General features: G+C 74.5%; 25 protein-coding genes. 17 read left to right on the top strand and 8 right to left on the bottom strand.

Annotated features, from left to right (window positions below; translation table 11 throughout):
- Position 1: 1 nt before the first annotated feature.
- From H7H31_RS04485 to H7H31_RS04455, 7 genes are all read left to right on the top strand, one after another.
- Entirely contained in the window at positions 2 to 559 is a 558-nt protein-coding gene (locus H7H31_RS04485; protein WP_176164920.1) for an arginine repressor, read from the top strand.
- Between the two features lie 237 nt (positions 560 to 796).
- Entirely contained in the window at positions 797 to 1366 is a 570-nt protein-coding gene (locus H7H31_RS04480; RefSeq protein WP_187061757.1) for a type 2 periplasmic-binding domain-containing protein, read from the top strand.
- Positions 1363 to 2625, top strand: coding sequence for a DUF6421 family protein (locus H7H31_RS04475; protein WP_187061756.1), 1263 nt, complete (start codon positions 1363 to 1365; stop codon positions 2623 to 2625). The genes H7H31_RS04480 and H7H31_RS04475 overlap by 4 nt, the downstream gene beginning before the upstream one ends.
- The gene (locus H7H31_RS04470; RefSeq protein WP_187061755.1) at positions 2622 to 3077 is read left to right on the top strand and encodes a nuclear transport factor 2 family protein; all 456 of its coding nucleotides are present in this window, start codon (positions 2622 to 2624) and stop codon (positions 3075 to 3077) included. The genes H7H31_RS04475 and H7H31_RS04470 overlap by 4 nt, the downstream gene beginning before the upstream one ends.
- Complete coding sequence (locus tag H7H31_RS04465; protein WP_187061754.1) at positions 3074 to 4006, top strand: branched-chain amino acid aminotransferase; 933 nt, start codon at positions 3074 to 3076, stop codon at positions 4004 to 4006. The genes H7H31_RS04470 and H7H31_RS04465 overlap by 4 nt, the downstream gene beginning before the upstream one ends.
- Positions 4003 to 4770, top strand: a complete 768-nt coding sequence (locus H7H31_RS04460; RefSeq protein ID WP_187061753.1) for an AzlC family ABC transporter permease — start codon at positions 4003 to 4005, stop codon at positions 4768 to 4770. The genes H7H31_RS04465 and H7H31_RS04460 overlap by 4 nt, the downstream gene beginning before the upstream one ends.
- A complete protein-coding gene (locus H7H31_RS04455) occupies positions 4767 to 5084 on the top strand; it encodes an AzlD domain-containing protein (protein ID WP_187061752.1) in 318 nt (105 codons plus the stop codon). The genes H7H31_RS04460 and H7H31_RS04455 overlap by 4 nt, the downstream gene beginning before the upstream one ends.
- 61 nt (positions 5085 to 5145) lie before the next feature.
- Here H7H31_RS04455 and H7H31_RS04450 read toward each other — a convergent pair whose 3' ends face one another.
- The 3 genes from H7H31_RS04450 to H7H31_RS04440 all read right to left on the bottom strand — a co-directional run bounded on the left by H7H31_RS04450 (position 5146) and on the right by H7H31_RS04440 (position 9774).
- Positions 5146 to 8544, bottom strand: a complete 3399-nt coding sequence (locus H7H31_RS04450; RefSeq protein ID WP_187061751.1) for an AfsR/SARP family transcriptional regulator — start codon at positions 8542 to 8544, stop codon at positions 5146 to 5148.
- A 129-nt stretch (positions 8545 to 8673) separates the two neighbouring features.
- Positions 8674 to 8994: a nuclear transport factor 2-like protein gene (locus H7H31_RS04445; protein ID WP_187061750.1), complete on the bottom strand. Its 321-nt coding sequence runs from the start codon at positions 8992 to 8994 to the stop codon at positions 8674 to 8676.
- 333 nt (positions 8995 to 9327) lie between these two features.
- Positions 9328 to 9774 carry a nuclear transport factor 2 family protein gene (locus tag H7H31_RS04440; RefSeq protein ID WP_187063709.1) on the bottom strand — a complete coding sequence of 149 codons (447 nt, stop codon included), beginning with the start codon at positions 9772 to 9774 and terminating at the stop codon, positions 9328 to 9330.
- Between the two features lie 269 nt (positions 9775 to 10043).
- Between H7H31_RS04440 and H7H31_RS04435 the strand changes: the two genes are divergently transcribed.
- Together H7H31_RS04435 and H7H31_RS04430 are read left to right on the top strand one after the other, a co-directional pair.
- Positions 10044 to 10904, top strand: coding sequence for a hypothetical protein (locus tag H7H31_RS04435; RefSeq protein ID WP_187063708.1), 861 nt, complete (start codon positions 10044 to 10046; stop codon positions 10902 to 10904).
- Between the two features lie 149 nt (positions 10905 to 11053).
- A complete protein-coding gene (locus H7H31_RS04430; protein WP_187063707.1) occupies positions 11054 to 11455 on the top strand; it encodes a hypothetical protein in 402 nt (133 codons plus the stop codon).
- 9 nt (positions 11456 to 11464) lie between these two features.
- On the opposite strand, the gene H7H31_RS04425 is transcribed toward H7H31_RS04430, so the two are convergent.
- Entirely contained in the window at positions 11465 to 12100 is a 636-nt protein-coding gene (locus H7H31_RS04425; RefSeq protein WP_187063706.1) for a pyridoxamine 5'-phosphate oxidase family protein, read from the bottom strand.
- A gap of 46 nt (positions 12101 to 12146) precedes the next feature.
- On the opposite strand from H7H31_RS04425, the gene H7H31_RS04420 reads away from it, so the two are divergent.
- Positions 12147 to 12515, top strand: coding sequence for a DUF488 domain-containing protein (locus H7H31_RS04420; RefSeq protein WP_187063705.1), 369 nt, complete (start codon positions 12147 to 12149; stop codon positions 12513 to 12515).
- Positions 12516 to 12627: 112 nt separating this feature from the next.
- Here H7H31_RS04420 and H7H31_RS04415 read toward each other — a convergent pair whose 3' ends face one another.
- Positions 12628 to 13974, bottom strand: a complete 1347-nt coding sequence (locus tag H7H31_RS04415) for an MFS transporter (RefSeq protein WP_187063704.1) — start codon at positions 13972 to 13974, stop codon at positions 12628 to 12630.
- Positions 13975 to 14211: 237 nt separating this feature from the next.
- Here H7H31_RS04415 and H7H31_RS04410 point away from each other — a divergent pair, with 237 nt between their 5' ends.
- The 4 genes from H7H31_RS04410 to H7H31_RS04395 all read left to right on the top strand — a co-directional run bounded on the left by H7H31_RS04410 (position 14212) and on the right by H7H31_RS04395 (position 19259).
- Positions 14212 to 15405 carry an argininosuccinate synthase gene (locus H7H31_RS04410; RefSeq protein WP_187063703.1) on the top strand — a complete coding sequence of 398 codons (1194 nt, stop codon included), beginning with the start codon at positions 14212 to 14214 and terminating at the stop codon, positions 15403 to 15405.
- Positions 15406 to 15501: 96 nt separating this feature from the next.
- On the top strand, positions 15502 to 16929 hold the full coding sequence (gene argH, locus H7H31_RS04405; RefSeq protein ID WP_187063702.1) for an argininosuccinate lyase: 1428 nt from the start codon (positions 15502 to 15504) through the stop codon (positions 16927 to 16929).
- Positions 16930 to 17094: 165 nt separating this feature from the next.
- Positions 17095 to 17643: a TetR/AcrR family transcriptional regulator gene (locus H7H31_RS04400; protein ID WP_187063701.1), complete on the top strand. Its 549-nt coding sequence runs from the start codon at positions 17095 to 17097 to the stop codon at positions 17641 to 17643.
- Positions 17640 to 19259 (top strand): MFS transporter, encoded by a 1620-nt coding sequence (locus H7H31_RS04395; RefSeq protein WP_187063700.1) that lies wholly within the window; start codon positions 17640 to 17642, stop codon positions 19257 to 19259. The genes H7H31_RS04400 and H7H31_RS04395 overlap by 4 nt, the downstream gene beginning before the upstream one ends.
- Before the next feature lie 143 nt (positions 19260 to 19402).
- Here the strand turns inward: H7H31_RS04395 and H7H31_RS04390 are convergent, their stop codons facing one another.
- The 3 genes from H7H31_RS04390 to H7H31_RS04380 all read right to left on the bottom strand — a co-directional run bounded on the left by H7H31_RS04390 (position 19403) and on the right by H7H31_RS04380 (position 20602).
- Positions 19403 to 19684 (bottom strand): protein kinase family protein, encoded by a 282-nt coding sequence (locus H7H31_RS04390; protein WP_187063699.1) that lies wholly within the window; start codon positions 19682 to 19684, stop codon positions 19403 to 19405.
- Positions 19681 to 19830, bottom strand: coding sequence for a hypothetical protein (locus H7H31_RS04385; protein ID WP_187063711.1), 150 nt, complete (start codon positions 19828 to 19830; stop codon positions 19681 to 19683). Before H7H31_RS04385 ends, H7H31_RS04390 begins: the two co-directional genes overlap by 4 nt.
- Before the next feature lie 103 nt (positions 19831 to 19933).
- Entirely contained in the window at positions 19934 to 20602 is a 669-nt protein-coding gene (locus H7H31_RS04380; protein WP_187063698.1) for a lysophospholipid acyltransferase family protein, read from the bottom strand.
- 257 nt (positions 20603 to 20859) lie between these two features.
- Between H7H31_RS04380 and H7H31_RS04375 the strand changes: the two genes are divergently transcribed.
- From H7H31_RS04375 to H7H31_RS04365, 3 genes are all read left to right on the top strand, one after another.
- On the top strand, positions 20860 to 22008 hold the full coding sequence (locus H7H31_RS04375) for a glycerophosphodiester phosphodiesterase (protein ID WP_187063697.1): 1149 nt from the start codon (positions 20860 to 20862) through the stop codon (positions 22006 to 22008).
- A gap of 233 nt (positions 22009 to 22241) precedes the next feature.
- Positions 22242 to 22847 carry an RNA polymerase sigma factor gene (locus H7H31_RS04370; RefSeq protein WP_232109680.1) on the top strand — a complete coding sequence of 202 codons (606 nt, stop codon included), beginning with the start codon at positions 22242 to 22244 and terminating at the stop codon, positions 22845 to 22847.
- A gap of 118 nt (positions 22848 to 22965) precedes the next feature.
- A complete protein-coding gene (locus tag H7H31_RS04365; RefSeq protein ID WP_176164944.1) occupies positions 22966 to 23466 on the top strand; it encodes a GNAT family N-acetyltransferase in 501 nt (166 codons plus the stop codon).
- The last annotated feature ends 222 nt before the right edge of the window (positions 23467 to 23688 follow it).

Here is a 23688-nt window from a genome sequence, read left to right as displayed (position 1 = left end):
GATGACCGAGGCGCAGGACAACGAGGTGACCGGCGGGGAGCACACGCCCACCGGGCCGGCCGTGCCGCAGACCCGCACCGCCCGCCACCGCCGGATCGTGGACATCCTGGGCCGGCACCCGGTCCGCTCGCAGAGCCAGCTCGCCAAGCTGCTCGCCGACGACGGGCTGACCGTCACGCAGGCGACCCTCTCCCGGGACCTGGACGAACTGGGCGCGGTCAAGATCCGCAACACCGGCGGTGAGCTGATCTACGCGGTGCCCAGCGAGGGCGGCGACCGTACGCCACGGGCCCCGCTCGGCGAGTCGGCGAGCGAGGGGCGGATGGCCCGGCTCGCGGGCGAGCTGCTGATCTCGGCTGAGGCGTCGGCCAACCTCGTGGTGCTGCGCACCCCGCCGGGCGCGGCCCAGTTCCTCGCTTCGGCCATCGACACCGCCGAGGTGCACGACATCATCGGCACCATCGCGGGAGACGACACGCTGCTGCTGATCAGCCGTGACCCGCAGGGCGGCCAGGCCCTGGCCGACCACCTGATGCGGTTGGCCCAGCGCGCCCGTTGACCCGCTCGCACCCCACGCCACCTGCCCATCTCGCGCCGACGACCGGCGTGTTGCGCAGGTGGCGTGGACCCGTTGGTGGTTCTCGACACCCCGGGGGCGCGGCGGTAGCGTGATTCCGCTTCTGTACCGGGTCAGCGTGTCGGCGGCCCCACGCGACGCGCTGTCCTCGCACATGCCTGTCCACACCACCGAGCCCGCACCTCGTGCCCCGCGCGCGTGCGGAGCACTGGGGGAGACATGCCGGAAGGCGCAGCGCCCGCAGCCCCGTCCCCGCTCGACACGATCCGCACGCTGCACACGCTCGGCCCGGCCGGCACCAACCTGGAGGCCGCCGCCCGGCAGTGGATAGATCGCCGCGGCCTCGCGGACAGCGGCACCGTCATCCTGCACCCCTCGCTGGAGTCCGCGCTCGACGGCCTCCCGCGCACCGGGGCGCACGCGCTGGTCGCCTGCGCCGTCTACCCGCGGCTCCACACCCTCGTCTTCGACAACCTGCGCACCTGCCGCATGGTCGACAGTTTCCTCATGCCGACCCACGAGATGGTGCTGGCCGTCTCGGCCGCCGCGCCCGAGAAGCCGCGCACGGTGGCCACCCACCCGGCTCCGGCCGGCCTCGTGCCGCCCTACTGCGAACCGCGCCCCACGTCGAGCAACGCGCAGGCCGCCATCGACTGCGCCGACGGCCGGGCCGACGCGTGCGTCACCACGGTGGTCGCGGCCCGCGCCTACGGCCTGCGGGTCGTGCACAGCTTCGGCGCCGTACCGATGGTCTTCACCGTCCACCAGGTGATCGAGGTCGCGCCGTGAGCGCCGCGCCGCACCCGGCCGACGCCCAACTACTGGCCACGGCACGGGAGCTGACCCGCACCCTGATCCCGCGCGTCGACGCCTTCCGCGCGCGCCAGCGGGACGACGGCACCATCGCGACCCCCGGCGAGCGGGACGCGCGGGCGCTGCGGGGGCTGACCGCGCAGGCGGCGAGCTGGTTGGCCGGGCACGGGCGGGAGCACCAGGCCGACGCGCTGCGGGCGGACGTCGCCGACTGGCTGGCCGCGGGACTGGACACCCCGCCGCACTTCGCCCGCTCCCGGGACGCGCTGGTGGCGCCCGCCGACGGCGACTGGGCGGCGTTCCTGGCCCCGACCCGGACCACGAACAGCGTGCCACCGGTGGGCCAGCGGATGGAGTTCTTCCTCATCCGGCGCGAGGAGCCGCGCGCCCTGGAGACGGTGGCCGCGCGCTACCCGCACCCGAAGAACACCTCGCAGGCCACCGCGCTGCTCGCCGGCAGCGCGGGCTTCGCCCATGGCAACTGCATCGTCTTCTTCCCGGAGAACGTCGCCACCCACGACCGGGTCACCGCGCAGGCGTACGCCGTCTTCACCTTCAGCAAGTTCCGCAGGATCCACGAGACCTACGCGCTGCCCGCCGCCGAGGCCGTCCTGACCCCCGACTCGGTGCCGCGCGCCTCCAGCGGCCTGCGCCCCGAGACCTGCTACCAGGCCCGCTCGCTGTGGGGCTACCTGCACGACTACTTCCACCACCAGGGCGCCTGGCCGCTGGACCAGCACCTGGCGGTCAAGATGAACTGGTTCGTGGGCCTCCTTGAGGAACTCAAGGTGGACTGCCAGACCGCGCTGGCCTGCGCGGGTGGCGGCGTGCCGTACGCCGACGAGCAGATCGCCATGATCGTCCTTGAGCGGATGTTCCGCTACCCGCTGGCCGACGACGCCGTACGCAACTTCGACGCCGGCACCGGCGTCCTGCTGTTCTCCTGGCTGCGCGCGACCGGCGCCCTCACCGACCGGGGCGAGCGGCTGCACCTCGACCGGCGCCGGCTGCTGCCGGCGCTGGCGGAACTGGTCTCGGACATCACGCGGTTGGAGGCGAGCGTGGCGACGCCCGCCGCGTACCGGGCCGCGGCCCGCGCGTTCGTGCGGCGGTTCCTGCCAGCCGGCGAAGCGGGCGACCGCTACCGTTTCACCGCGGACCAGCACATCCTGCGCCGGGCCCACCGCCAGCTCGCCGCCCTTCCGCCGCTCCACTTCGCACCGGGAGAGAGATGACTTCGCCCCAGCCGCACCGGGCCGCACTGAGCCGGGACCACATGGAGACGGCCGTACGGCGGTACTTCGACGCCTGCAACGCCGTGGACCGCGACCTGTTCGCGCGGGTCCTGGCCGAAGACGTCGTGCACTACCTCGCGGTCGGCATGCGCGGGCCCATCGTCGGCATCGACCCGGCGGTCGAGCGCTGGGGCGCCGACGTGGCGGCCAACTCCTCGTCCTGGGTCGTGGACGGCGTCTTCGCCGACGAGCACACCCGCACGGCCGTCTGCGAGTGGACCAGCTTCAAGCCGGGCCTGGGCACCGTGCTGCGCGGCGTGGAGGTCTACCGCTTCAACGACGCCGGCCTCATCGACGAGGTCCGCGTCTACTACGCGTCCCGCCGCGACGACACGGCCCCCGCCAACGAACTGGAGGGCTACCCGTACGCCGAGCGGGGGTTCGCCACGTGAGTGGTGCCGCCCCGGCCGAGCCCACCGCGCCGCTCGCGGCCGGCGAGCCCTTCGACGAGCGTGACGGCGTCATCTGGCTGGACGGCGGGTTCGTGCCCTGGCGGGCCGCGCGGCTGCACGTGCTCAGCCATGGCCTGCACTACGCCACCAGCGTCTTCGAGGGCGAACGCGTCTACGACGGCGTGGTCTTCAAGCTCCACGAGCACAGCGAGCGACTGTGCGCGTCGGCCCGGGAGTTGGGCTTCGAACTGCCCTGGAGCGCCACGGAACTCGACCGCGCCACCCGCGCTCTGGTGCGCGCCCAGCACCTGCGCGACGCGTACGTGCGGCCACTGGCCTGGTGCGGCACCGAGACGATGAGCGTCTCGCCCCGTGGCGCCCGGGTGCACGTCGCCATCGCGGCCTGGCCCTGGCCGCACGTCTTCGCCCCCGGGGCCCAGCTCCGCGGCGTCCGCCTGGCCACCGCCCGCTGGCGCCGCCCGCCCCCGGACACCGCTCCCGTACGGGCCAAGGGCGCCGCCACGTACGCCACCGGCGCCCTCGCCCGGCAGGCCGCCGAACGCGCCGGCTACGACGACGCGCTGCTGCTCGACCACCGTGGACTGCTCGCCGAGGCGACCGGCGCCAACCTCTTCCTCGTCATCGACGGCGCCCTGCACACCCCCGTGCCCGACTGCTTCCTGGACGGCATCACCCGTCGCACCGTCATCGCCACCGCCGGGCGCCTCGGCATCCGGGTGCACGAGCGTCCCATCGCGCCGGCCGAACTCGACCGCGCCAGCGAGGTGTTCCTCACCGGCACCGCGTACGAGGTGCAGCCGGTCCGCGCGATCGACGACCGCGTGTTCCCGGTCGGCGGGCTCGGCGCGACGCTGCTGCGGGACTACCGGGACACGGTGGCCGCCGCCACGGCGGGCGCGGACCGGTGAGCGCGGCCGAGCCCGCGCGGGGCCCTGACCCGCCCGCGCGAGGCGAGGGCCGGCCGGCGCCGCACCCGCCGCCGCACCCGGCGGCGCCGACGGCGGACCGCCGCGCCGCCTACCGGGCCGGCGCCCGGGCCGCGCTCCCCTTCACCGTGGCCATCTTCGCCTTCGGCATCTCCTTCGGCGTGCTCGCCAAGGGCTCGGGCTTCACCGCGCTGGCCGCGACCACCATGTCCGGGCTGGTGTTCGTGGGCTCGTCCCAGTTCGCCGCAGTGTCCGTGCTGGCGGGCGGCGGTGGCTGGGTGGCCGCCGCCGTCGCCGGCACCCTGCTCAACCTGCGCTACCTCGTCATGGGCTTCGCCATCCTGCCCGCGCTGCGCGGCGGTCGAGCCCGGCGCGCGGTGGAGGCGCAGTGGGTGATCGAGGAGTCCTGGGCCATCGCCAGCGACGCCGACGGCCGCTTCGACCGGGTGCGCCTGCTCTCCTCCGGCGCCGTGCTCTGGCTCGGCTGGGTGACCGGAACCCTGGTCGGCGCGCTCGGCCCGATCACGGCCGTGGACATCACGCGCTACGGGCTGGACGCCGTGTCCCCGGTCCTGTTCTTCCTGCTCATCGCCCCGCACCTGGGCACCGACGGCCGCCCGGGGCGTCGCGCCACCGCCCTCGCGGCCACCGGCAGCGCCCTGGCCCTGACCGCCGCCGGCCTGCCCGACACCGCCATCGCCGCGGCCTGCCTCATCGCGCTGGTCGCCACCCGGAGGGCCCGATGACCGACCCGACCTGGCTCGTGCTGGGCGCCCTGGTGGCGACGACCTTCCTCCTCAAGGGCGCCGGCGCGCTGGTCATGGGGGACAGGGCGCTGCCCACCTGGTTCCCGCGCTTCGTGGAGTACCTGACGCCGGCCCTGCTCGCCGTGCTGGTCGTCACCCAACTCCTCGGCGCCCCGGACAACGGCGGCCTCACCCTCGACGCCCGGGTCACCGGCTTCGCCGCGGCCCTCGTCGCCTGGCGGCTCAGGGCCCCGGTGCCGCTGGTCATCCTCGTCGCGGCGGCGGCCACGGCAGCCGCCCGCGCCCTGACCTAGCGCCGCCGGGTTCGGCCCCACCCCGTCCGGCACTTCGGCCCGGCACCCGACCCGACCCCGCTCAGCTCGACTCCGCGTGGGCCGCGCCGGGCCCGGGCTGGCCGGGCAGCTCCATCGTCGCGTACACCTCGGCGGCCTCGCGCTGGTAGCGCTGTGCCGCGCGTGAGTTGCGCCCCTGGAGCAGCTCGCCGGCCAGGTCGAGGGCGCGGGCCAGGCCGGGGCGGCAGCCCGTCTCCCGGTGGATGAGCACGGCGTGCTCCACCGCCTCCCGCGCCTTCTCGTGGTGGCGCAACGCCCCGCGCACGGCGGCCAACTCCGTCAGCGCCTCGCCCTCCGCCACGCGCAACCCCACCTGCCGGGCCAGGGTCAGCGCGCTGTGCGCGTGGGACATCGCCTCGCGGTAGGTGCCCCGGCTCCGGTAGGCGGCGGCGAGGCCGGTGCGGGCGGCCACCTCGGCGCGGCGGCAACCGGCCGCCGTCGCCAGGCGCAGCGCCTGTTCGTGCCGGTCGATCGCGCCGGGCACGTCGTCCATGGTCAGCAGCGCCGCGCCGAGGGTGTTGAGCGCGTCGGGCTCGACCAGCCTGCGGTGCGTGCGCTGCGTGGTGTGCAGGGCGTCCGACGCGTGCTTGACCGCCATCCGCGGGTCGCCCGCGTCCCGGCAGAGCAGCGCCAGGCAGCACAGCACGCCCTCGCCGGCGTACGTGGACGGCAGCCGATCGGCCTCCGCGAGCGCGCTTCGGAGTATCCGGCTGGCCTCCGCGAACCGCCCCAGGCCGTGCAGCGTGGCGCCGAGCCCCCACAGCGGCAGCAGCGCCGCGTGCGGATCGCTGGAGCCCTGGCCCAGGCCGTGCCCCTCGGTGAAGTACGCGTGCGCCCGCGCGTAGTGGCCCCGGTCCAGGCAGCCGAAGCCGAGCAGGGCCAGCGCCCAGATCTCCCCGGCCGGCTCCGCCACCGCACGGTAGACCTCGAGCGCCCGCAGCCCGTGCCGGTGCGCGGCGTCCAACTGGCCCCGCTCCCGGCTGGAGGCGGCGAGCCCGAGCAGCGCCCCGCCCTTCTCGGCCAGCAGCCCGGCCTCCTCGTACAACCGCTCGGCCCGCGCGCTGTGCCACAGCGCCGCCTCGTGCTGGGCCAGTTCCCAGTGCACGTAGCCCAGGCTCCAGTGCATGACCGCCCGCCCGTAGTCGTCCCGGTCGGCGTCGGCGGCGCGCAGGCCGGCGTCGGCGGCCCGCAGCCAGTCCGTGCGCTGCCCGTGCGCCATCAGGTAGCCGTGCAGGACCAGGGAGATCCGCCAAGCGATCACGTACGGGCCGTGCTCGGCGGTGTGCTCGACGCAGGCCAGCAGGTTGCCCCGCTCGGTCTCCAACCAGGCGAGCGCCGCGTGCTTGTCCGCGAACGACTGGGGTGCCGCCAGCGGGTCGTCGGGCGGGGGCGGCGGCTCGGCGAACCACGAGTAGAACGTCCCGTACAGCCGTTGGGCCGCGCTGTCGGCGGTGGCCAGGTACCAGGCGAACAGCCGCCCGGTGGCGGCCTCGCGCTCCTTGGGGTCGGCGGCGCTCAGCGCCTTCTCGCGGCCGTGCAGCCGCAGCAGCTCGTGCAGGTGGAAGCGGCCGGGGCGGAAGGACTCCAGCAGGCTCCTGGCGCACAGCCGGTCCAGCCGCCGGCCGACCTCCCGCTCCGGCAGCCCGGCCAGCACCGCCGCCGCGCGGGTGGAGAACTCGGCGCCCGGCATCAGACCGAGGAGCCGGAACAGCCGCTGGTCCGCCTCGGGCAGCGCCTGGTACGACAGGTCGAACGGGGCCCGTACCGCCGTCTCCCACTCCTCGCCCGTCGACAACTCCGCCAGCCGGTCGCCCTCGCGCAGGTCCGCGGCCAGGTCGGCGACGCCGCGCCCCCGGCTGCCCAGCAGGTTGGCGGCGGCGATGCGCACGGCCAGCGGCAGGTGGCCGCAGAGCCGGGTCACCTCGGCGGCGGCCTCGGGCTCCTCGCGTACCCGCTCCCAGCCGATGACGCGGGCCAGCAGCGCGAGCGACTCCTCCTCCTGGAAGGCGCCGAGGTCGATGTGGTGCGCGTCGTGGAAGGCGGTCAGGCCACGCAGGTCGTTGCGGCTGGTGACCACGACGCAGCAGGTGGGGGACGCGGGCAGCAGCGGCCGGACCTGCTCCAGGGCGGCGGCGTCGTCCAGCAGGACCAGGACCCGCTTCCCGGCCAGCAGCGACCGGTACAGCGCGCCCTTCTCGTCCGGCTGCTCCGGCAGGTGCCCCGGCGGCACCCCCAGGGCGCGCAACAACTGCCCCAGCGCCTCGTCCGGCGCCAGCGGCGCGCCCGGGGCGTAGCCGCGCAGGCTCACGTAGAGCTGCCCGTCGGGGAACTGGTCGGCCACCCGGTGCATCCAGTGCACGGCCAGCGCCGTCTTGCCCACGCCGGCCATCCCGGAGACCGAGGAGATCACCAGCGTCTGGTCGGCCGCCTGGGCCCGTACGGCGAGTTGGGCGTCCAACTCCCGCAGCCGCTCCGCGCGCCCGGTGAACCCGGCCACGTCCACCGGGAGTTGGCGCGGCACGGGCGCCGGCGCGGCCGGGGCCGCCGGCTCGCCGACCGGCTCCGCCGTCGGACCGGGGGCCGGGCCCGGCGCCGCGTCGAGGTCGAGCGCCGGGTCCGCGTTCAGGACCCGCTGGTGAAGCTCGCGGAGCGCCCGGCCGGGCTGGATGCCCAGCTCCACGTCCAGGACGCGCCGCACGTCCTGGTAGGCGGCGAGCGCGTCGGCCTGCCGGCCCGCCCGGTACAGCGCGAGGACGAGTTGGGCGCGGGGCCGCTCCCGCAGCGGCTGCTCCTCGACCAGCGTGCCGAGCGCGTCGACGGCCTCCTCGTCGCGGCCGAGCGCGAGCAGCGCGTCCACCCGCTCCTCCCGGGCCACCACCCGCATCTCGGTGAGCCGCTCCGCCTCGGCCAGTGCGAAGCCCCGGTCGCGCACCCCGTCCAGGGGCGGGCCCGACCACAGCGCCAGGGCCGCGTCCCAGTGCGCGACGGCCCCCGCGGCGTCGCCCTCTGCGAACGCGCTCCGCGCCCGCTGCGCCAGGCGCAGGAACCACAGCGCGTCCACGTCCCGCTCGGCCAGGTGCAGCGCGTAGTTGGTGTTGCTCCGGCCACCCGAACTCACCAGGACGCGAAAGCCGTCCCTGGCCCGCCGCCCGGGCTCCAGGATGCGCCGCAGGTGCAGGATGTGGGTGCGCAGCGTGGTCACGGCGCCGCCGGGCGCGGCCCCCTCCCACAGCGCGTCCACGATCCGCGAGGTGCTCACCGCCCGCCCGCCCGCGAGCGCGAGGAGGGCGAGCAGCGCGCACTGCTGCGGCCCGAGGCTGACCTCGCGCCCGTCGACGTCGACGCCCACCGGTCCGAGCAGCCGCAGGCGTACCGTCGCGCTCCCCGCCGTGTTCGCTGCTCCCCCCGGAGGGTGGCTCACCCGGCTCCTCTCCCCTGCCCATCGCCGTGTGTGTGGGTGAGACGCGGTCAGCGGGCGCCCCGGTTGCCGCGCGCTGCCGCCGCCCGCCCCGGGCGCCGGCCGACCGGCCCGCGCCCGGGGCGGCCGACCTCAGGCGGGCCCGGCCGCGAAGTGGCTGATCTTCCCTTCGGTGAGGGTGAACGTCCACGCGGAGGAGAGGTCGCCCCAGATGTCGTTGTGGTAGCGGGCCCGCAGCGACAGCCCGTCCGCCGACTCCCACTCGACGTCCATGCGCGGGTGCGAGGTGAAGATCTCCCGCTCGGCCCACTCGACGAGGTTGTGCTCCTTCCCGTCGTCGGTCATGGACGCGTCGGGCGTGAGCGCGGCCCACAGGGCGTCGCGGTCGCAGGCGTTCACGGCCGCCACGAAGGCGCGCACCGCCGGCTGGGACAGCGTGTCGTTGAGGCTCATGGAATCGGGGCCTTTCCTGGTGCTCCTGCTACCGATCGGCGCGCCCCGGTGCGGGGCACGCGACAGGTCGACGTAGGGGGACCCGCCCGTCCGGCGAGCCGGGTCGGCGGCTGCCGGGGGCGGTGGGTCGGTGGCTTCTCGGATACGTGGGGCAGGTCGGACGGGTGGAGTGGATCGGGTACGCCGGGGCGGCGCTGGGGCGTCGGAGGCGGGGCCGCGTCGGGGTGGGTCCATACGCCGGGGGCGTGGGCCTGTCGACACGTCGACGCGGTGACACGTGGACACGGCACGCGTGGGGCGACGACGGCCGCGCCGGGCGCGGGGGACGGCCCGTCAGCCGGCGGGGGCGGTCGCCCCGTCGGTGCCGGGCGGGCCCGGGACCCCGCTGAGCGCCTTGGCCAGGGCGTGCGTGTCCTCGAAGAGGCGATAGCCGACGATCTGCCCGTCGCGCACGGTGACATGGGCCGCGAACGGCGTGGCCAGCGTCGCGCCGGTGGCCTTCACCGTGTCCGTGAGATGGCCGATGATCACGCCGTGGTCTCCCTCGACCACGGTGTGCGTGACGGTGAAGTCCTGCGGCGCCAGGTACTCGTGCAGCAGTCGGAAGAACTCGGCGACCTCGGCGCGCGAGGACCGCCGGCCCGACCAGGGCGCCGCGCCCGAGGCTGGGGCGTCCCAGTCCACGTCCTCGGAGAACAGCGCCACCGCGCCGTCCAGGTCACGGGCTCGGGTCTTGGCCAGATAGGCGTCGATGGTGGCGCGGGTGCTCTCTGTGGACATGTGTCAGCTCCTTACGCACGCGCTCGTCGGCGTGCTCCAGGCTCGCACTCTTCCCCCGATACCGCGACACCTTGCCACAACTTGGCGCCACGCGGGTCCCACACGCGCGGGCCAACTGGCGTTCGGCGCACACCCTGTTGGTACGTCACGCCACGTCGGGGCACGTAGGGCGGCGCAAGCGGGCCGCCGCGCGGCGGTGGGCCGCGTCGGCGTGGCGCAGGGGCGAAATCCGTTGTGTTCGGCGGCACTTCGCCTCCTAGGCTGCCCGGATGCGCACCTTCGACCCTGCCACGCCCGCCCACGCCGACCTCGCCCCGCTCGCCGATCACCCCTGGACGCGGGGCACGCACCGGGACGCGACGGCCCACCTCGTCCGCCTCGGCTGGACGCCCTGCGGCGTCGGCGACTGGGCGGTGGGCCTGCGCTCGCCGAGCGGTCACCTGGCCGCCCGCGTGTGCCCCTTCGACCCGGCGTACGCGGCCTTCCTCGACCTGTGCCGGCGCTGCGACGGCAACCCCTACCTGCCGCGCGTCGAGCGGGCCGAAGCGCTGGACGGCGGCGGCACGATGACCGTCATGGAGTTCCTGCGACCGGTGGAGGCCCCGGTGGCCGACGCGGTGCGACGCCAGTGGCACGAGCGCCCGACCCCCGTACCGGCCTCCACCCGCCACGCGCGGACCGGGCCCGCCGGCGACGCGCCGGACGCGCCGGCGGCTGCGCAGCTGGCTCCCGCGACAGCCGATCGCGGGACAGCCGATCCCGCGACGGGCGATTCCGTGGCGGCCGGTCCCGTGGTGCCGGCTCCCGTGGTGGCGGACGACCCCGACTTCGCCGCCGCGCACCGCGCCGCGTGCGACGTCAACGCCGCCTACCGGGCGTCCATGCCCTGGTGGGACGGTATCGACCTGAACGCGGGGAACGTACGCCGTGCCCTGGACGGCCGTCTGACGCTGATCGACATCTTCTGCATGGACGGCGCGTCCCTGTACGCCCAGGTGCTCGCGGACGCCCGCGTGGTGCGCGAGCGGATGGGCGAGGAACACACCCGCCACCTGCTCGACATCCCCTACATCGCCCGCGAGAGCACGCCGGAGGAGATCGACGCGCTGCGGCGGGCGTGGGAGCGCTGACGGCCCGCCGCACACCGACGAGTACGGTCGCACGCGACACGCCCTCGCCCACCCACGCGACAACCCCGTCCGTGCGTGGGCCCGTACGGCGCGGGCGGGTGCCGCGGACTCCGCCCACCCGCCCCTCACCGACGAGAGGCAATGAGACGATGAGCACCCCGCACCGACTGACGCGGCACGCGATCCAGGTCCTGCTCGTCGCCCAGATAGTGGTGGTCTGCGGGTACTGCTTCTGGTTCGTGCCCACCTTCGCGGGTGGCATCGGGCCCGAGGAGGAGACCACCGGCGGCCCCAGCGACGCCCTGGTGGCCGCCGCCCTGGCCTTCGGTGTGGTCGTCGTGGCGTTGGACGCCGTGGCCTGCCGGGGCATCGCCCGCGCGGGGCGCGGGGCCGGGCCCGCGCGCCGGCCGCTGCTGGTGGCCGGGGCGGCGCAGGCCCTCATCGTGGTCTGCGCCCTGGTCGCCGGCTCGGCCGTGGCGGCGGCCGGCGCCGGCCTGCTGCTCGTGTCGCTGGCCGCCGCGCACCTGACGCTCCGGCCGCGCGCCGGGTGAGCCGCCCGCTCAGTCGGGCGAACGCGGCGCGGGGATGCGCGGCGCCTGTGGGCGGTCGCCGGGAGGGGACGGCGGCAGCGGCAGCGGGAGCCCGGGTAGGCCGTCGATGCTCGTGGCGATGTGCTCCTTGCGCTGGAAGTACGCGTCGAGCGACGCGTCGTCCTCGCGCGCGAAGCGCCGGGCGTGCAGCGCGCGGTCCTCGCGGTAGTCCATCAGGGGGACCGCGTAGCCGCAGGTGTCCCGGACGAGTTCGGCGGTCACCAGGATGACGGCCCGCAACCCGTGCGGCTCCGGGTCGACGGCGGGGAAGTGTCGCAACAGACCGGCCCAGCGCGGGTCGTCGCGGAAGACGGGCTCGCCCCGCCCGTGCACCCGCACGATGTTCGGCGGTCCGTCGAAGGCACACCACATCAACGTGATGCGGCCGTTTTCCCGCAGGTGAGCGATGGTCTCCGCGTTGCTGCCGGCGAAGTCGAGATACGCCACGGTCCGCTCGTCCAGCACCGCGAACGACCCCGCCACGCCCTTGGGCGAGAGGTTGACGGTGCCCTCGCCGGACAGCGGCGCGGTGGCGGTGAAGAAGATCTTCTGCTCCTCGATGAACGTACGCAGCCGTCCCTCGATGCGTTCGTATGTCTTTCCCATGCCTCGCATGATGAGGAGGGGTACTGGACGATGACTGGAGGCGATCATGGCCCGAGCGGCGAAGGTGCGGGTGCGTCGGGTGTACGAGGAGCCGACGGCCGACGACGGGGCCCGCGTCCTGGTGGACCGGATCTGGCCACGCGGCCTGGCGAAGGACGCGGCGCGCCTGGACGACTGGTGCAAGGACGCGGCACCCTCCACGGAACTGCGCCGCTGGTACGGCCACGAACCGGCCCGCCGCGACGAGTTCGCCCGCCGCTACCAGGCGGAACTGGCGGAGCCGGCGGCCCGTGAGGCCCTTGACCAGCTCCACGACCGGGCCAGGCACGGCACCCTGACCCTGCTGACGGCGACGAAGGACCTCGACCTCAGCCACGCGACGATCCTGGCCGAGACCGTGCGCGCGGGACGCTGAGCCGGGAGCCGGGCCGGCCCTCGTGTTCCGCGGGTTCGCCCGCGGCGGGCCGGGGCGGAGCCAGGCGTGGCCGACGCGCGCCGGCGGCGACGGGCGGGCAAGGCCCGTAGCCCTACGACGCCTGCTCGCCGGCCCGATCGGCACCCCCCGGCCCCTGGTCGGCGGGGGTCGGCGCGGACGGGGCGGACGGCGCGAGTGGGGCGGACGGGGCCGGGGTGCCCGCGGTCGGCCCTTGGGGAGCGGGCAGGTCGCGGCGGGTGCGCAGCGGGGAGAGGAAGACCGGGAGGAACGCCGTGGCGAGGATCGCGCCGCCCACCCAGAGCGCGGCGCGCACGCTGGCCACCTCGCCGAGCAGGCCCGCCGCCGCCGCGCCGACGGCGAGCGCGCCCGTGAGGACGAAGCGGAAGGTGGCGTTCATCCGCCCGAGCAGTGCGTCGGCGGTCATGTGCTGGCGCAGGCTGACCCCGAGCACGTTGTCCATGCCCGTCTTGAACATCACAAGGAGCCACCCCGCGCCGGCCACCCACAGCCAGGGCCCGCGGTCGAGGAGTGGTATCAACAGGCCGGCGGGCGCCACGCACAGGCCGGCCAGGCCCAGCGTGCGGCCGTAGCCGAGGAGGGCCGCGGCGCGGCGGGCGCAGCGCGCTCCGAGCAGGAGGCCGACCCCGCCCGCGGCCCAGAACAGGCCGAGCGCGCCCGCCGGGTAGCCAAGGTCCCGGACGAAGAGGACGGGGAGCATGGTGTTGATGAGCTGGCCGCCGAGGTTGACGAGGCCGGCCGTCAGGGCGAGGGCGCGCAGCTCCGGGTTGCCGAACACGTGCCGCAGGCCCTCCGCGATCTGGGCCCGGAGCCGGACGGTGGGCCCGGTGCGCGGGGCCGGGGTGTGGCGGATCGCGATCAGCCGCAGGGCGCTGGCCAGGTAGCTGACGGCGGTGCAGGCCACGGCGATGGGGGCGGTCAGCAGTTGGACGAGCCCGCCGCCGGCGCCGCGTCCGGCCACGCTGCTGACCGCGCTGAGGCTGACGACCGCGGCGTTCGCCGGCACCAGCGCCGAGCGGCCCACGAGTTGCGGCAGCACGCTCTGCGAACCGATGTCGAAGAAGACCGTGGCGCAGCCGCTCAGCAGCACGACGGCGAACAACTGGCCCATCGTGAGCGCGTCCAGCCACCAGGCCACCGGGACCGAGGCGTACAGCGCCGCCCGCGTCAGGTCGGCGGCGATCAGTACCCGGCGGTGGCGCATCCGGTCCACCCAGGCCCCGGCGGGCAGCCCGATGAGCAGGAAGGCGAGCGTGCTCAGCGTGGCGAGGGCGCCGACCTGGCCGGGGGAGGCGTCGAGCGCGGAGACGGCGATGAGAGGCACCGCGACGTAGCTGATGTGCGTGCCGAGCTGGCTGAGGGCCGAGGCCGTGAACAGCGTGCGGAAGTCGGCGACGTGCCAGGGGGATGCGGGTCTCATGGTCCGTTCGTCCGGTCGGGTGCCGGAGGGAGCCGGCCTGGGGAGTCGGGGCGGTGTCACCCTGCCCGAGCGGACTCTGCACTACAAGTGAAATGTTCTCCGATTGTTTGTGTAGCGGAACTGCGAGTTTCCGGGCGCGGTCGGGGCGCGTGCCGCGCCCGGGCCCGGCGCGTTGACGAAACATACGGAGGGATGCATACTTATGCCAGTCAGCGTATGCACCGTAAGGAGAAACCCGTGACCGAGCGCGTCGTACTCGCCTACTCGGGCGGCCTTGACACCTCCGTCTGCATCGGTTGGATCGCCGAGGAGACGGGCGCGGAGGTCATCGCCGTGGCCGTGGACGTCGGACAGGGCGGCGAGGACCTGGACGTCATCCGCAAGCGCGCGCTCGCCTGCGGTGCGGTGGAGGCGGAGGTCGCCGACGCCAAGGACGAGTTCGCCGACGAGTACTGCCTCCCGGCGATCAAGGCCAACGCGCTCTACATGGACCGCTACCCGTTGGTCTCCGCGCTCTCCCGGCCCACCATCGTCAAGCACCTGGTGGCCGCCGCCAAGAAGCACGGCGCGACCACCGTGGCCCACGGCTGCACCGGCAAGGGCAACGACCAGGTCCGGTTCGAGGCCGGCATCTCGTCGCTCGCGCCCGACCTGAAGTGCATCGCCCCGGTCCGCGACTACGCCATGACCCGGGACAAGGCCATCGCCTTCTGCGAGGAGAACAACCTCCCGATCGCGACCACCAAGAAGTCGCCGTACTCCATCGACCAGAACGTCTTCGGGCGGGCCGTGGAGACCGGCTTCCTGGAGGACATCTGGAACGCGCCGATCGAGGACGTCTACGACTACACCTCGAACCCGGCCACGCCGCGCGACGCCGACGAGGTGATCATCACCTTCAAGGAGGGCGTGCCGGTCGCCATCGACGGCAAGCCCGTCACCGTCCTGCAGGCCATCCAGCAGCTCAACGAGCGGGCCGGCGCGCAGGGCATCGGCCGCATCGACATGGTCGAGGACCGTCTGGTGGGCATCAAGTCCCGGGAGATCTACGAGGCGCCCGGCGCCATCGCGCTGATCACCGCCCACCAGGAGCTGGAGAACGTCACCGTCGAGCGCGAACTGGCCCGCTACAAGCGGCAGGTCGAGCAGCGCTGGAGCGAGCTGGTCTACGACGGTCTGTGGTTCTCGCCGCTCAAGCGGGCCCTGGACGGCTTCATCGCCGAGGCCAACCAGCAGGTCTCCGGCGACATCCGGATGACCCTGCACGGTGGCCGCGCGGTCGTCACCGGACGGCGCTCCGAGCGGTCGCTGTACGACTTCAACCTCGCCACCTACGACACCGGCGACACCTTCGACCAGTCGCTGTCCAAGGGCTTCATCGAGATCTTCGGCATGTCCTCGAAGATCGCCGCCAAGCGCGACCTGGCCTGAGCGCCACCCTCGCCAGCGCCCACCGCCTCCTCGCCCCCGTGGCGGGGAGGCGGTCGCACACTGACTTCCCGAGCGTCCTTTCCGAGGAGACAACAGTTGAGCAGCAACAGCGGTGACGTCCGGCTGTGGGGCGGCCGGTTCGCCGACGGTCCCGCCGAGGCCCTGGCCGCCCTCTCGGCCTCCGTCCACTTCGACTGGCGGCTGGCCCCGTACGACATCGCGGGCTCGCGCGCGCACGCGCGCGTGCTGCACACCGCCGGGCTGCTCACCGCGGACGAGCTGACCCGGATGCTCAAGGGGCTCGACCAGCTCGAAGGCGACGTGGCGGCCGGCTCCTTCGTGGGCACCGTCGCCGACGAGGACGTCCACACCGCCCTGGAGCGCGGCCTGCTGGAGCGGCTCGGCCCCGACCTCGGCGGCAAGCTGCGCGCCGGCCGCTCCCGCAACGACCAGATCGCCACCCTCTTCCGGATGTACCTGCGCGACCACGCCCGGATCATCGGCGGGCTGCTCACCGACCTCCAGGACGCGCTGGTCTCGCTGGCCGAGGCGCACCCGGACGCCGCCATGCCCGGCCGCACCCACCTCCAGCACGCCCAGCCCGTGCTCTTCGCCCACCACGTGCTCGCCCACGTGCAGGCCCTTGGCCGGGACGCGGAGCGGCTGCGCCAGTGGGACGAGCGCACCGCCGTCTCGCCGTACGGCTCCGGCGCGCTCGCCGGCTCCTCGCTCGGGCTCGACCCGGAGGCGGTCGCGGCCGACCTCGGCTTCGAGCGCGGCGCGTCCGGCAACTCGATCGACGGCACCGCCGCCCGCGACTTCGCCGCCGAGTTCGCCTTCATCACGGCGATGATCGGCGTCGACCTGTCGCGGATCGCCGAGGAGGTCATCCTGTGGAACACGAAGGAGTTCTCCTTCGTGACGCTGCACGACGCCTTCTCCACCGGCTCCTCGATCATGCCGCAGAAGAAGAACCCGGACATCGCCGAGCTGGCCCGCGGCAAGTCGGGCCGTCTCATCGGCAACCTGACCGGCCTGCTGGCCACGCTCAAGGCGCTGCCGCTGGCGTACAACCGCGACCTCCAGGAGGACAAGGAGCCGGTCTTCGACTCCTGTGACCAGTTGGAGGTCCTGCTGCCCGCGTTCACCGGCATGATGGCGACCCTGACCGTGCACGAGGAGCGGATGGCCGAGCTGGCCCCCGCCGGCTTCTCGCTCGCCACCGACATCGCCGAGTGGCTGGTCCGCGAGGGCGTGCCGTTCCGGGTCGCGCACGAGGTCGCCGGGGAGTGCGTGAAGGTGTGCGAGGCGGCGGGCATCGAACTCGACCAGCTCACCGACGAGCAGTTCGCCGCGATCTCCCCGCACCTGACGCCCGAGGTGCGCACCGTGCTGAACGTCTCCGGCGCGCTGGCCGCGCGCGACGGGCGCGGCGGCACCGCGCCGTCGGCCGTCGCGCTCCAGTTGGCCGAGGTGAAGGCCGACCTGGCCGTCCAGCGGGACTGGGCCGAGGCCAAGCGGTAAGCGCGGGCGCGCGCCCGCGCTCCAGCGCCACACGAGGCCGGGCAGGCTCATCAAGAGCCTGCCCGGCCTCGTGCGTGCCCGCCGCCCGGGGCGATGCGGTGGGCCGGTCGCGGAGTGGACGACCCGAGTGAGACATCAATGTCTCATGTGTCGTATGGTTGTCTCATGACAGTGGACAAAAGCCAGGTGCTGCGCACGGCGGCGACCCTGCTCACCCGCAAGGCGACGGCCTCGCTGGACGAGATCGCCAAGGCGGCCGGCATCAGCCGCGCCACGCTGCACCGCCACTTCGCGGGCCGCGACGCGCTCATCGAGGCCCTGGAGGAGATGGGCATCGCGCGCTTCGAGGCGGCGCTGGACGCCGCGGCCATCGAGGAGGGCGACGCCACCGGCGCGCTGCGCCGGCTGATCACCCACATCGAGCCCGAGGCCGCGCTGCTGGCCTTCCTCACCACCGAGAACCAGCTCTTCGAGGGCGAGCCGCACGCGGGCTGGGACCGCCTGGACGAGCGGATGAACAGCCTGTTCCGGCGCGGGCAGGAAAGCGGCGAGTTCCGCGTCGACCTGACCGCCGCCTGGTGCACGGAGGCGCTGTACGGCCTGGTCGGGGCCGCTGCCTGGGCCGTGCACGCCGGGCGGATCGCCCCCAGGGGCACCGAGAAACTGATCGCCGAGCTGCTGTTGGGCGGCGTGCGACGGAGCATGGAGCAATGAGCAGTCGGATAGTGACGACGGGCCCCGGCGCCCACCCCAGCCCCGAGACCTCGCGCCCCGGGCGCTGGCTGGCGCTGGCCGTGCTGGTGCTGGCGGTGCTGCTGGTCGCGGTGGACGCCACCGTGCTCGGCCTGGCCACCCCCTTCCTCAGCGAGGACCTGCGCCCCTCGGGCACCCAGTTGCTGTGGATCGGTGACGTCTACTCCTTCGTGATCGCCGGTCTGCTCGTCTCCATGGGCAGCCTCGGTGACCGGATCGGCCGTAAGAAGCTGCTGCTGATCGGTTCGGTGGCGTTCGGCGCGATCTCCGTACTCAACGCGTACGCGACCAGTCCGGAGATGATGATCGTGGCGCGGGCGCTGCTCGGCGTCGCCGGCGCCACGCTGATGCCCGCCACCCTCGCGCTGATCCGCAACCTCTTCCACGACCCCAGGGAACGCAGCCTCGCCGTCGGCATCTGGGGCGCCACGGCCTCGGCCGGCGCGGCGGTCGGCCCCGTCGTGGGCGGCTTCCTGCTCGAACACTTCTGGTGGGGCTCGGTCTTCCTGATCAACCTGCCGGTGATGCTCGTGCTCGTCCTGGTCGGCATGCGGCTGCTGCCCGAGTCACGAGACCCCTCGCCCGGCCCCTGGGACCTGCCCAGCGTGGGGCTCTCCCTGGTCGGCATCATCGGCGTCGTCTACACCGTCAAGGAGGCCGCCGCGCACGGCCTGGGCTGGGACGTCGCCGGCTCGGGCGTGCTCGGCGCGCTGGCCCTGACCTGGTTCGTACGCCGCCAGCTCACGCTGCCGTCGCCGCTGCTGAACATGCGGCTCTTCCACCACCGCGGCTTCTCCGGGGCCGTCCTCGCCGACCTGCTGACCATCCTCGGCCTGTCCGGCCTGGTCTTCTTCCTGTCCCAGTTCCTCCAGCTCGTCCAGGACCGGGAGCCGCTGGAGGCCGGGCTCGCCGAGCTGCCGGCCGCGGTCGGCGCGGTCTCCGCCGGCCTGGTCGCCGGCCTGGTCGCGCGCCGGTTCTCGGTGCGCGTCGTGGTCTCCGGCGGGCTCGCGGCCGTCGGCCTGGCGCTGGCCGCGCTGGCCTGGCTGGAGAGCGATACCGGGTACCCGCTGCTCGGCGCGGTGCTGCTGGTCGTCGGCGTCGGGGCCGGGTTCTCCTTCACGGTCACCGCCGACGTGATCCTCTCCAGCGTGCCGGGCGACCAGGCCGGCGCCGCGTCGGCGGTCTCCGAGACCGCGTACGAACTGGGCGCGGCGCTCGGCATCGCCCTGCTCGGCTCCATCGTCACCGGCGTCTACCGTGACTTCGCGACCCCCGGCGGCGTCCCGGACAAGGCGGCGTCCGAGGCCCACGAGTCGCTCGGCGGCGCGGTCGAAGCCTCGCACGGACTGGCCCCCGGGCAGGGGGAGGCCCTGCTGACGTCGGCGCAGGAGGCGTTCGTGGACGGGCTGCGGATCGCGGCCTCGGTGGGCGCCGTGGTGCTGCTCGCCACGGCCGTCGCCGCCTGGTTCCTGCTGCGCGGCCAGCGGCTGGCCGACACCGCGGCCGAGGCGGTGGCGCTGGCGGAGGCAGGCCGGGGCACGCCCCGCGACGGGAAGGCCGGGCCGCCGCGCCCGTAGCGTCGCGGCCGGCGGCGGGGGCGGCGGCCCGAACGCCGGCCGTGGCGCACCGGTCTCCGGGCCCACGGTCGCCGGCCGGGCCCGGGTGTGCGCCGTCACGGGCGTGGCGTCCGCCGCCGGCGGTGTGGCGTCGGCCATCAGGCTCAGCAGGTGTGCGCGACGGCGGCCGGCAGCCAGCCCGCGTACGGGGCGCGCGGCCCGAGCGCCACGGCCAGTTGGGCGAGGGCGGGCCGCGCGGCCGGGTCCTCGGCCGGGCGGCGCGCCGCCAACTCCCGCAGGCCGGCGGGCACTTCGGCCAGGCGCGGCTCCTCGCGCACCGTGCGATGGAGCAGGATCCGCGGGTCGGCCAGACCGAAGGAGCCCGAGCCGGTGCACGCGTACGTCGACACGCCGCCCAGGGCGAACACGTCGGCCGCGCCGGTCACCCCCGGGCCTGCGCGGTCTTCACCGCGACCGTCCGGCCCTGCGCGGAGCGTCCGGGGTAGACCCGGCCCATGCCCCCGCCGCCGAGCATCCCGACCAGCCGGAACGGGCCGACCTGTCGCGGGCCGTCCCTCGCCAGTGCTCTCACGCGCACTGCTCCCTCACCAGACGCGCGCCGCCCGCCAGTATCACTCAACTGGCGGGCGGCGACGGGGTTTCGGGCGCGGACGGGTGCGCGGGTGGGGACCGGGTTACGCGGCCCGGGCCTTCGTCGCGTACATGTCCACGTACTCCTGGCCGGACAGGCGCATGACCTCGCTCATGACCTCGTCGGTCAGGGCGCGCAAGACGTAGCGGTCGCGCTCCATGCCGTCGTAGCGGGAGAAGTCCAGCGGCTCGCCGAAGCGGACGGTCACCGGCGCGATGTGCAGCCGGCCCTTGCCGCCGGGCTGCACCTTGTCGGTGCCGATCATCGCGAACGGGACCACGGCCGCGCCGGTCATCAGGGCGAGCCGGGCCACGCCGGTGCGCCCGCGGTACAGGCGGCCGTCGGGGGAGCGGGTGCCCTCCGGGTAGATGGCGAACACCTTGCCCTCCTCCAGCACGCGACGGCCGGTCATCAGCGCCGCGACGCCGCCGTGCCCGCCGTCCCGGTCCACCGGGATCATGCCGCTGGTGCGGAAGAACCACGCCATCAGCCGGCCCTTGAGCCCCTTGCCCGTCACGTACTCGTCCTTGCCGATGAAGTACACCGGCCGCTTGACGATGAGGGCGACGAACAACGAGTCGACGAAGGTGACGTGGTTGCCGGCCAGGATCACCGGACCGTCGCCGGGAATGCGCTCCGCCCCCTCCACCTTCGGGCGGAACAGGACGCGCATGAGCACTCCGAGAATCGCCTTCAGCACGATGCGGGACAACGGACCCTCCGGTCGGTGGTGGTCGGAACGCGGCGCGAGGTGCGCGCCCGGCGGGGGGTCGGCTCGCCCACCGGGCCACCGGCCTCCCCGCGCAGGTGAGGACGATACTCGCGAGTACCCCCTGTGCGCACACCGGGCCCACGACGTGGAAGGGCGAGGCCCACGGCTGTTCGTGCGCCGTTGGCACGAATGTCCACGGCCCGCAAACTGGGGGCGCCTACGATCGCCCCCTCGAACAGGCAAGACGAGGAGTACGCATGGAGCAGGAGCAGCGGCCCGGACGGCGCACCCTACTGGGCGCCGCCGCCATCGGCGCCGGAGCGATGGTGTGGTCCGGCACCGGCACGGCCACCGCCGCCGGCCGGGGCCACGGACACGGCCAGCACGGGCGTGACCTGCCGGTGCCCACGGTCGTCGCCCACCGCGGGGCCAGCGGCTACCGCCCCGAGCACACCCTCGGCGCGTACCAGCTCGCCCTCGACATGGGCGCCCACGTCATCGAACAGGACCTGGTGCCCACCAAGGACGGCCACCTGGTGTGCCGTCACGAGAACGACATCACCGGCACCACGGACGTCGCCTCGCACCCGGAGTTCGCGGACCGCAAGACGACCAAGACGGTGGACGGCGCCAAGCTCACCGGCTGGTTCACCGAGGACTTCACGCTCGCCGAGCTGAAGACCCTGCGCGCCACCGAGCGCATCCCCGGCACCCGTCGGCAGAACACGCTCTACGACGGCCGCTGGGAGGTGCCCACCTTCGCCGAGGTCCTGGAGTGGGCCGAGCGCGAGGGCAAGCGGCGCGGGCGCCGCGTCTGGCTGCACATCGAGACCAAGCACCCCACCTACTTCCGCGACATCGGCCTCGCGCTGGAGCCACGGCTGGCCAAGCTGTTGCGCGCCCACGGTCGGCACCGGCACAACTCGCCCAACTTCGTCCAGTCCTTCGAGCCCAGCAGCATCGAGCGACTGAGCAAGCTGGTCTCGTGCCCCGGCGTGGTGCTGCTGTCCTCCGCCTCCTCGCGCCCCTGGGACTTCGTCCAGGCCGGCGACCCGCGCACCGTGGCCGACCTGGTCACGCCGAAGGGCCTGGCGTGGATCGCCCGCTTCGCGCGCGGCATCGGCCCGGACCTGTCGCTGGTCATCCCGCGCGACAAGAGCGGCAAGCTCGGCACGCCCACCACGCTGGTGCGCGACGCCCACGCCAGGAAGCTGCTCGTGCACCCGTACACGATGCGCAACGAGAACAGCTTCCTGCCGCTGGACTTCCGCAAGGGCACCGACCCGGCCGCGTACGGGGACGCCTTCGGCGCCCTCAAGCTCTACTTCGAGCAGGGCATCGACGGCATCTTCTCGGACCACCCCGACACGGCGCTGCTCGCCCGCGCCGACTTCGTCGGGAAGTAGCCGCCTTCGCGCGGGGACAGCCCCTTTCGGAGGGAGGCTGACCCCGCGTCGGAGCGTGGGCCGCCGCGACGGGGGAAGCGGCGGCGGCCGGGCGCGCCCCGGGTCGGTCTCGTCACCGACCCGGGGCGCGCCGTACGTGAGGCCCCGTCAAGGGCGCGGCCGGACGTTGCCCGGACGGGTGACGCCGCCCGTTGACGGCAACCGGCGGCGGGCGGGGCACTGTCTAGCGCGGCATGAACCCCTCCCTCCCCGCGCCCCGCACCCCCGGCGAGCGCCCCGTCGCGGCGCCCGCCACCGCTGCCCCGGGCGGCGAACAGTTACTGGCGACGCTCGGCCCGCTGCTCGTCGCGGAGGCGGCGGCCGAGGCGGCCGGCGCCGGGCTCGACCCCGCCGACCTCGAACAGGAGGTATGGGTACGGCTCCTGGAACGGGCCGGGACGGGCACCCCGCCGGCCCGGCCCGCCGGCTGGGCACCCTGGCTGCGCGCCGCCATCCGGGCCGAGGCCAGGGGCGCGCGGCGTCGGGCCCGGTGGGAGGTGCCGTACGACGGGATCGACGGCGTGCCCGTACCGCTCGGCACGCCGGACACCGAGGGGATGACGCTGGCCGCCGACGAGGTGCGCCGGGTGCGCGCCGCGGTGCGCAGACTGCCCGGCCGGTGTCCGAGAGTGCTGCTGGCGATGATGTCGACCAGGGACGCGACCTACCGTGAAATCGCCGGTGAGTTGGGAATCTCACAGGGGAGTCTGGGGCCGGTACGTTCCCGTTGCCTTGGATGCCTGCGCAGAATGCTGCTGGCGGAGGTTGCCGCTCCTGAACCCTGGGGAATGGAGCGATAGACAATCGGCGCCACGGAGGCGACGCCCACCCCGCGGCGACTCCTGTCAGGGCACCCCACGTCCCGCCGCACCATCTCCCTCATCGCGGCCGGGGCACACACAGAGGAGGCATGCGCACATGGGCATGAGCGTGACCATCTCTCCGGCGAGCGAGCAGGACGCCGAGCAGATCCTCAAGCTCCAGTACCTCTGCTACCAGAGCGAGGCCGAGCTGTACGGCGACTACTCCATCGAGCCGCTGACCCAAACCCTCGACGACCTCCGTGCCGAGCTGGGCAACGGCTGGGTGCTGGCGGCCCGGCTCGGCGAGGAGGTCGTCGGGTCGGTGCGGGGCGCCGTGCACGAGGACGGAACCGCCGCGATCGCCGGGCTGATCGTCCACCCCCGCATGCAGCGGCACGGCCTCGGCGGCCGGCTGTTGGCCGCCATCGAGATGCGGTTGGCGGCCGAGCAGGTCAAGCGGTACCGGCTCAGCACCGGGCACCGCAGCGAGGGCAACCTGCGGCTGTACCGCAAGTACGGTTACGCGCAGGTCGGCACCGAGCGGGTCAGCCGCTCGCTGAGCGTCGTCACGCTGGAGAAGCGGGCCGCGGCCGAGGCGTTCGCCGCGAGCGCGTAGCACCACCGCTCAATCCGGCGGTGCCCCCACCCGTCGCCGCGTCACCCGTTGGGCCGACACCCGCCGGCCCGACGGGTGCCGGTGCGGCACGCTGGGCAGCGGTAGCGCACCTGACGACGACGGACGCCGGGCCGCCGCGGCCCCACGCGTGACGCGGGCCGCCCGGCCGCCGTGACGTTCGCCGGGCGGCGCCCGGACGAGGGCCACGACGGGGTGCCGCAT

Origin of the sequence: Streptomyces buecherae (assembly GCF_014295035.1) — a bacterium.
Taxonomy (GTDB): domain Bacteria; phylum Actinomycetota; class Actinomycetes; order Streptomycetales; family Streptomycetaceae; genus Streptomyces; species Streptomyces youssoufiensis.
Note: the sequence above shows the minus strand (reverse complement) of the source record. Positions and strands in the feature narration are given on the sequence as shown.

Excerpts from the sequence above, each read along its gene's own strand:
- H7H31_RS04485 (WP_176164920.1), top strand. The coding sequence starts at position 2 with ATGACCGAGGCGCAGGACAACGAGGTGACCGGCGGGGAGCACACGCCC.
- H7H31_RS04480 (WP_187061757.1), top strand. The coding sequence starts at position 797 with ATGCCGGAAGGCGCAGCGCCCGCAGCCCCGTCCCCGCTCGACACGATC.
- H7H31_RS04470 (WP_187061755.1), top strand. The coding sequence starts at position 2,622 with ATGACTTCGCCCCAGCCGCACCGGGCCGCACTGAGCCGGGACCACATG.
- H7H31_RS04455 (WP_187061752.1), top strand. The coding sequence starts at position 4,767 with ATGACCGACCCGACCTGGCTCGTGCTGGGCGCCCTGGTGGCGACGACC.
- H7H31_RS04445 (WP_187061750.1), bottom strand. The coding sequence starts at position 8,994 with ATGAGCCTCAACGACACGCTGTCCCAGCCGGCGGTGCGCGCCTTCGTG.
- H7H31_RS04440 (WP_187063709.1), bottom strand. The coding sequence starts at position 9,774 with ATGTCCACAGAGAGCACCCGCGCCACCATCGACGCCTATCTGGCCAAG.
- H7H31_RS04435 (WP_187063708.1), top strand. The coding sequence starts at position 10,044 with ATGCGCACCTTCGACCCTGCCACGCCCGCCCACGCCGACCTCGCCCCG.
- H7H31_RS04430 (WP_187063707.1), top strand. The coding sequence starts at position 11,054 with ATGAGCACCCCGCACCGACTGACGCGGCACGCGATCCAGGTCCTGCTC.
- H7H31_RS04425 (WP_187063706.1), bottom strand. The coding sequence starts at position 12,100 with ATGGGAAAGACATACGAACGCATCGAGGGACGGCTGCGTACGTTCATC.
- H7H31_RS04420 (WP_187063705.1), top strand. The coding sequence starts at position 12,147 with ATGGCCCGAGCGGCGAAGGTGCGGGTGCGTCGGGTGTACGAGGAGCCG.
- H7H31_RS04415 (WP_187063704.1), bottom strand. The coding sequence starts at position 13,974 with ATGAGACCCGCATCCCCCTGGCACGTCGCCGACTTCCGCACGCTGTTC.
- H7H31_RS04400 (WP_187063701.1), top strand. The coding sequence starts at position 17,095 with ATGACAGTGGACAAAAGCCAGGTGCTGCGCACGGCGGCGACCCTGCTC.
- H7H31_RS04395 (WP_187063700.1), top strand. The coding sequence starts at position 17,640 with ATGAGCAGTCGGATAGTGACGACGGGCCCCGGCGCCCACCCCAGCCCC.
- H7H31_RS04375 (WP_187063697.1), top strand. The coding sequence starts at position 20,860 with ATGGAGCAGGAGCAGCGGCCCGGACGGCGCACCCTACTGGGCGCCGCC.
- H7H31_RS04370 (WP_232109680.1), top strand. The coding sequence starts at position 22,242 with ATGAACCCCTCCCTCCCCGCGCCCCGCACCCCCGGCGAGCGCCCCGTC.
- H7H31_RS04365 (WP_176164944.1), top strand. The coding sequence starts at position 22,966 with ATGGGCATGAGCGTGACCATCTCTCCGGCGAGCGAGCAGGACGCCGAG.